The 6,474-nt window shown below is 35.9% G+C and carries 7 protein-coding genes; 4 read left to right on the top strand and 3 right to left on the bottom strand.

Features of this window, described 5'->3' with window-relative positions; all coding sequences use genetic code 11:
- Positions 1-14: 14 nt before the first annotated feature.
- Together AW17_RS25460 and AW17_RS22675 are read right to left on the bottom strand one after the other, a co-directional pair.
- Positions 15-257 (bottom strand): PIN domain-containing protein, encoded by a 243-nt coding sequence (locus AW17_RS25460; RefSeq protein ID WP_029280468.1) that lies wholly within the window; start codon positions 255-257, stop codon positions 15-17.
- On the bottom strand, positions 239-490 hold the full coding sequence (locus AW17_RS22675) for a hypothetical protein (protein ID WP_029280466.1): 252 nt from the start codon (positions 488-490) through the stop codon (positions 239-241). Before AW17_RS22675 ends, AW17_RS25460 begins: the two co-directional genes overlap by 19 nt.
- A 623-nt stretch (positions 491-1,113) precedes the next feature.
- On the opposite strand from AW17_RS22675, the gene AW17_RS22665 reads away from it, so the two are divergent.
- From AW17_RS22665 to AW17_RS22650, 4 genes are all read left to right on the top strand, one after another.
- Positions 1,114-3,327, top strand: a complete 2,214-nt coding sequence (locus tag AW17_RS22665; RefSeq protein ID WP_029280462.1) for a cation:proton antiporter domain-containing protein — start codon at positions 1,114-1,116, stop codon at positions 3,325-3,327.
- Positions 3,328-3,430: 103 nt separating this feature from the next.
- Complete coding sequence (locus AW17_RS22660; RefSeq protein ID WP_029280459.1) at positions 3,431-4,465, top strand: DUF2157 domain-containing protein; 1,035 nt, start codon at positions 3,431-3,433, stop codon at positions 4,463-4,465.
- Positions 4,466-4,524: 59 nt separating this feature from the next.
- Positions 4,525-5,610: a PDDEXK nuclease domain-containing protein gene (locus AW17_RS22655; protein WP_029280457.1), complete on the top strand. Its 1,086-nt coding sequence runs from the start codon at positions 4,525-4,527 to the stop codon at positions 5,608-5,610.
- Positions 5,611-5,615: 5 nt separating this feature from the next.
- Positions 5,616-6,038 (top strand): secondary thiamine-phosphate synthase enzyme YjbQ, encoded by a 423-nt coding sequence (locus AW17_RS22650; protein ID WP_029280455.1) that lies wholly within the window; start codon positions 5,616-5,618, stop codon positions 6,036-6,038.
- Between the two features lie 6 nt (positions 6,039-6,044).
- Here the strand turns inward: AW17_RS22650 and AW17_RS22645 are convergent.
- The coding region (locus tag AW17_RS22645) for a YihY/virulence factor BrkB family protein (RefSeq protein WP_029280453.1) at positions 6,045-6,474 on the bottom strand (430 nt) is incomplete at its 5' end.

The raw sequence follows: 6,474 nt of genomic DNA, 5'->3' as shown, positions 1-6,474 counted from the left end.
ATAAGATATAATTTTCAGTAAATAATTATCGAACTCAGGTTAATACTAAATCTACTCAGTTTTTTATTAATAGTGTTAAGATCTAATTTATTAGTGGTTCCAAACAATAATTCCATTTTGGTAACGGATGAAATGATAACATTATCTAATTCTATATCCGTTTCTAGTAACGCTGTTGCTGATGCATTCCTACTTTTATTTTTATCAAAATAGTCTATCAATACATCCGTATCGCAAATTATTTTTTCCTTTGCCATGCAGTATTTCTTAATTCCTCGGCGCTTAAATCCTTTCCTGTAAAAACATCATGTAATTCGGAGATATCAATCGATCCATCTCCAACGATTACAGGAATACCATTAATACTTGCTTCTTTTTTAACCTTTGTTTTAGCTTTATGATCCGCAACAGAAAAATTCAAGTATTTGCCTAATTCCTTAAGTGCTTCCAAAGTTTTATCGCTTTTATATTTAATCGTTACTTCTTTCATTAGATTCAACTTTTTTGTTCATTAATCATCCACACACAAATTTAATCAATATTTCTTATAATAATACGCCTTGTGTTAGTGGCTAATAGGTATTATATCCGAAAGACTGCCCTCAATTTTAATCATATTTTCCTTTCAAAAAAGCCTCATTTTCGTTATATTAGCGGCAATGAGGCTTTTTTACATCATCTTTTTTCTGTCTATCTCCATTAATTTTGCGGCCTTCTCATCGCAGGAAAAAAGAAATGATGTACCACTAAAAAACACCAAAATAAGTTTCATTTCAAGCAAAAAAAATATCAAATCCAATTCTGATTTCAATCAGGACAGTGAAAGTCTGCAAAAAGATTTCATTAACAGTTCAATTATAAAAATATCATCCAGTGCGTTTGTACTGATCACTTTTTTGCTGTTCCTTTTTTTCAAGAACAAAACCATCAATACAAAAATTGTAATCAGGAGATTAAAATATAATTATTGGTGCCTGTTTAAGATGCTCTACCCAAAACATGTTTTTTGGTAAGTAATTTCATTTTTAACCACAAATGTGGGGTTTTCAATAAAATGCCGAGTAACAATACTTGGAAATAAATTATTTAATCATCAATACCCATTTTTTATAGATGCATTTACCCGATTTAATTGCCGATTTAGGATTAATCCTTGCTGCTGCAGGGATAACCACCCTCATATTTAAACGAATTAAACAACCGCTGGTTTTAGGTTATATACTGGCCGGCCTGTTGGTTGGCTCACATTTAGATTTTTTCCCCTCAGTTACCGATACAAAAAGCATCAATATTTGGGGCGAAATAGGCGTAATTTTCCTTTTATTCAGTTTAGGTTTAGAATTCAGTTTTAAAAAACTGGTTAAAGTTGGCGGTTCTGCCTCCATCACGGCGATCGTGAAAGTGCTATTTATCATTCTGGCAGGCTACTTGGTCGGTAAAGCAATGGGCTGGAAAGACATGGATAGTTTATTCCTTGGGGGTATCTTGTCCATCTCATCAACAATGATTACCATTAAGGCTTTCGAAGAACTTGGTTTAAAACATAAAAAGTTTGCAGGCCTGGTTTTTGGTGTTTTAATTGTTGAAGATCTGGTGGCCATATTATTACTGGTATTATTCTCTACCCTGGCGGTTAGTCAGCAATCGGCAGGTACAGAAATGCTGTATTCCATTTTAAAACTGGCTTTTTTCCTGGTACTTTGGTTCTTGGGCGGAATATTCCTGGTTCCTTCATTTCTTAAAGCAACCAAGAAATTAATGAACGACGAAACCATGTTGGTGGTATCGTTAGCGTTATGTTTGGTAATGGTATTACTGGCCGATAAGGTGGGCTTCTCTCCTGCCCTGGGTGCATTTATTATGGGATCCATTTTGGCAGAAACCACACAGGCAGAAAGAATCGAACATTTAACCAAATCAGTAAAAGATTTATTTGCCGCAGTTTTCTTTGTTTCGGTCGGTATGCTGATCGACCCTTCAATGCTGGTTAAGTACGCTATACCGATTATCGTTGCTACGTTAGTGATTATTTTAGGGAAAATTATATTTACCATTTTAGGTGCGTTATTATCTGGTCAGCCGTTAAAAACTTCGGTACAATCGGGCATGAGTTTGGCGCAGATTGGTGAGTTTTCATTCATCATTGCGTCATTAGGCTTAACCCTTAAAGTAACAAGCGATTTCCTTTATCCTATTGCGGTAGCAGCAGCAGCGATCACTACATTTACTACGCCATATCTGATTAAACTATCTGAACCTTTTTACCGGTATTTAAATCGTGTTTTACCTAAAAAATGGTTAGATGGGATCGAAAGATACAGCTCCAGTACCGAAGGAATTACCACGTTAAGCGATTGGAAGGTTTTATTGAGGTCTTATATTTTTAATACCATTATCCACTCCGTAATTATTATTGCGATCATCTTTTTAGCCTACAGGTACGTTCAGCCTTTTATTGTGCGCAATATTTCGAATAGTTTAACTTCTATTATTATCAGCGTAGTGGTTTCCTTCATTTTAATGTCGCCATTTTTATGGGCATTATCTATCCGAAGGATCCAGCGAACAGCCTATTCCCACCTTTGGCTGAACAAAAAATATACCCGGGGGCCGTTAATCGCAATCGAATTTTTCAGAATTGCCTTAGGCATTTTCTTTGTAGGTTTTTTAATGTATGAGTTTTTTGATACCTGGATTGCCGCTGTGATCGCATTTGTCCTGATTATCTTAGGTATGGTCATCTTCTCCCGAAAATTACAGTCATTTTATGATAAACTGGAAAGACGTTTCATGTTAAACCTGAACGCCCGTGAAAGTCAAAAACCGAATATTTTACCCTGGGATACCCACTTAACTGAACTCAATGTTTCCCCTGAATCGGAAGTAGTTGGAAAAACACTTACCGAATTAATGATCAGGGAAAAATATGGCGTTAACATTGCTTTAATAGAGCGTGGAAGAAATAACATTCCAACACCTGGAAGAGATGAGCGGCTTTATCCAAACGATAAACTGCTAGTGATTGGTGCTGATGATCAACTGGCTGCTGTTAAAACACTTTTAGAGGTTGATGCTCCAGAAACAGCTGAAGAAAATAATTTCCCGAATAAAGAAATGACCCTGCAAAAGGTAGTTGTTCATGCCGAATCGCCGGTTTATGGATTAAGTATTAGAAATGCAGGTATCCGCGAAAAAGCACAGGCATTAATTGTTGGCATAGAGAGGGGTACTGATCGGATATTGAATCCTTCCTCAGACTTTGTATTCGATAACGGCGATGTAATTTGGATTGTTGGGAACAATAAGAAAATAAAAGAGGTTATTTAGTTAGTCCGAAGTCCTTAGTCAGCAGTCTTTAGTCGATATAGACTGCTGACTCGGGACTTTTGACTAAGGACTAAAAAAGCTATCTTCGTATATAACCTAACCTATGAAAGTTGACAGAGAAAAGAGTGAGTTTCTTGATGATATGATTGAGCAATGGCAAAGTGATGGCTTAATTAATGATGAAACAGGCGATAAACTCCGTAAAAGTTATGAAGCCAAAAACTTCGATTGGTTACGCCTGGCACAGTATGCTTTTTGGGTAGCCCTGGCTTGTGGTTTTATTGCACTTGGATCGCTCCTCATTGACAATTCCATCTTAAACTATTTAAAACGGGTTTACAATACACCGAACATCGTAATTGCTATTGTTTCTGGCGGATTGGCAGCATGGCTTTACATTCTGGGTTTTAAGCGAAAAAAGAAACTGGCCCATTTAAAGTTTAGCAATGAAGCTATCGTTTTTTCAGCAATTTTACTTACCGCCAATGCCATTGCCTATTTTGGAAAGGCGCTGGATAATGGATCTGGCAACTTCTCCATCCTGATTTTAGTATCTGTTTTCATTTATGGTGCTTTAGGTTATATTTTCAATTCGCGTTTAATCTGGATTTTTGCTTTGATATCTTTAGGTGCCTGGTTTGGCACTGAAACAGGTTATTTAAGCCGTTGGAATTATTACTTCCTTGGCATGAATTATCCTTTGCGCTTTGTGGTTTTTGGCGCTGCATTAACCGCAGCATCGTTCATTATGAAAGCTTTCCCCAAAACACAAAACTTCTTTCAGGTTACTTATATCGCAGGGATGGTTTATTTGTTTGTATCGCTTTGGGCCTTATCAGTATTTGGTAATTTTGCCAGTTTGGAAGAATGGTACAAGGTTAGGCAACTAAGCTTGTTTTATTGGGCATTAATTTCAGGAACTGTCTGTGTAGCAAGTACGCTATTTGGTTTAAAATACCGTGATGACATTGCCCGCGAATTTGGCATTACTTTTCTCTTTATTAATCTCTATACACGCTATTTCGAATACTTCTGGGACAGTTGGCATAAAGCGTTGTTTTTTTCGGTACTGGCGGCCTCTTTTTGGCTAATCGGCAGAAAAGCAGAAAAAATATGGAATGTAGAGTTTTTGAAGTAATCGTTAACACCAGTTTAAAGTGAAAAAATCATTCTCTCAATCTATAAGGTAAATATAAAATGCAAGTTGAAGACCAAAATTTGTATACAAAGATTATTGAACTGCTTAACCAAGCGAGGCAAAATGTAGCACAAACCATTAATAATACAATGGCAACCGCTTACTTCGAAATTGGCAGAATGATTGTTGAAGAAGAGCAACACGGAAAGGAAAGAGCAGAATATGGCAAACAAATTTTAAATGAACTTTCTGAAAAATTAGTTACTGAATTTGGCAAAGGTTTTTCGAAAAGAAATTTAGAACAAATGCGCCAGTTTTATTTAACTTATTCAATTGCGCAGACAGTGTCTGCGCAATTGGGAAAAGATCAGACAGCCCCTGACGAATTCAAAAATCAAGAAATTGCCGATGCAGTATCGCGTAAATCTACAAATCAGCAGACACTGTCTGCGCAATTCAAACTTACATGGTCGCACTACCTTAAGTTAATGAGAATAACCGATGTAAACGAACGTAATTTTTACGAAATAGAAGCAATAAAAAATAATTGGAGTTTACGCGAGTTGCAACGCCAATATGATTCAGCATTATATACACGTTTAGCAATAAGCAAAAACAAGGAAGAAATACGATCACTTGGCCAGAAAGGACAAATAATCGAAAAAAACAAGGATTTAATAAAAGACCCATACATATTGGAATTCCTAGGCCTGCCCGAAAAAAGTTTTTATTCAGAAAATGAGTTAGAGCAAAGGTTAATAGATAAACTTGAACATTTCTTATTAGAATTAGGCAATGGCTTTACCTTTGTAGCACGTCAAAAAAGAATAACTTTCGAAGAAAAACATTTCAAAATAGATTTAGTCTTCTATAACCGTATTTTAAAGTGTTTTGTACTTATCGATTTAAAAATCGGAGAATTAAAACATCAAGATATAGGCCAGATGCAGATGTATGTGAACTATTTCGATAGAGAAGTAAAACTTGAGGATGAAAACAAAACCATCGGTATTATCCTTTGTCAAGATAAAAGTGAATCTGTTGTAAGATATACACTTCCTGAAAACAATGAACAAATTTTCGCAAGTAAGTATTTAACGGTTTTACCTAGTGAAAAGGATTTCATTAAAATTATTGAGAATTAATTCAAATGAAAATATACCAACAAGCCTTAGCACTGAGAGAACGAAGAAGGGGTTTCCATATCATTACTGATGAGGTTGAGGATGCCCTGCCTCAAATTGACGAAATTAACATTGGCATTTGCCAGGTTTTTATACAGCATACTTCTGCTTCACTTACCATCAACGAAAATGCAGATCCTACGGTTAGGCTTGATTTTGAAATGTTCTTTAATAAAACCGTAAAAGAAAATGACCCCGATTATGAGCATGACTATGAAGGATCGGATGATATGCCTGCGCATTTAAAGTCAGCACTTTTAGGTAGCTCTGTTACCATTCCGATTAGAAACGGCAGATTGGCGCTTGGTACCTGGCAGGGCATTTATCTTTGCGAACACCGCAACCATGGCGGACAAAGAAGATTAATCATTACAGCTTGGGGCGAATAAATAATTTTAAACTTTCTTAACCTCTTTTTTAATTTCGGGATGATTATCCTGAATGGATCTACTTCCTGTTTCTATCTCAATTTCTTTTGTGGTAACCGCATAATGAGAAGGGTAAATTTCAGATCCAAAAGCAACCGCATAAGCCTTGGTAAATTCGGCACCAAAATATAAAATAATAGAAGAATAATAAGTCCATAAAAGCACAACTACCAATGAGCCTGTTGCACCATAAGTACTCCCAACATCGCTTTGCCCTATGTAAATTGAAATGGCAAATTTACCAATCATAAATAGTAAAGCGGTAACTATTGCACCAGCAATTACATCATGCCATTTTATAATTGCATCTGGTAATACCTTAAATATTACGCCGAAAATTAATGAAATAACAGCCAAGGTTACAATTTGATTAAGGATGTAAAATACTATAAACCTG

The sequence above is a fragment of the Pedobacter borealis DSM 19626 genome (genome assembly GCF_000708285.2).
Classification (GTDB): domain Bacteria; phylum Bacteroidota; class Bacteroidia; order Sphingobacteriales; family Sphingobacteriaceae; genus Pedobacter; species Pedobacter borealis.
The sequence above is the reverse complement of the archived record's forward strand: the minus strand, read 5'-3'. Positions and strand labels throughout refer to the sequence as shown.

Bases quoted from the DNA above. Each gene is read 5' to 3' on its own strand.
- AW17_RS25460 (WP_029280468.1), bottom strand. From the start codon at position 257: ATGGCAAAGGAAAAAATAATTTGCGATACGGATGTATTGATAGACTAT.
- AW17_RS22675 (WP_029280466.1), bottom strand. From the start codon at position 490: ATGAAAGAAGTAACGATTAAATATAAAAGCGATAAAACTTTGGAAGCA.
- AW17_RS22665 (WP_029280462.1), top strand. From the start codon at position 1,114: ATGCATTTACCCGATTTAATTGCCGATTTAGGATTAATCCTTGCTGCT.
- AW17_RS22660 (WP_029280459.1), top strand. From the start codon at position 3,431: ATGAAAGTTGACAGAGAAAAGAGTGAGTTTCTTGATGATATGATTGAG.
- AW17_RS22655 (WP_029280457.1), top strand. From the start codon at position 4,525: ATGCAAGTTGAAGACCAAAATTTGTATACAAAGATTATTGAACTGCTT.
- AW17_RS22650 (WP_029280455.1), top strand. From the start codon at position 5,616: ATGAAAATATACCAACAAGCCTTAGCACTGAGAGAACGAAGAAGGGGT.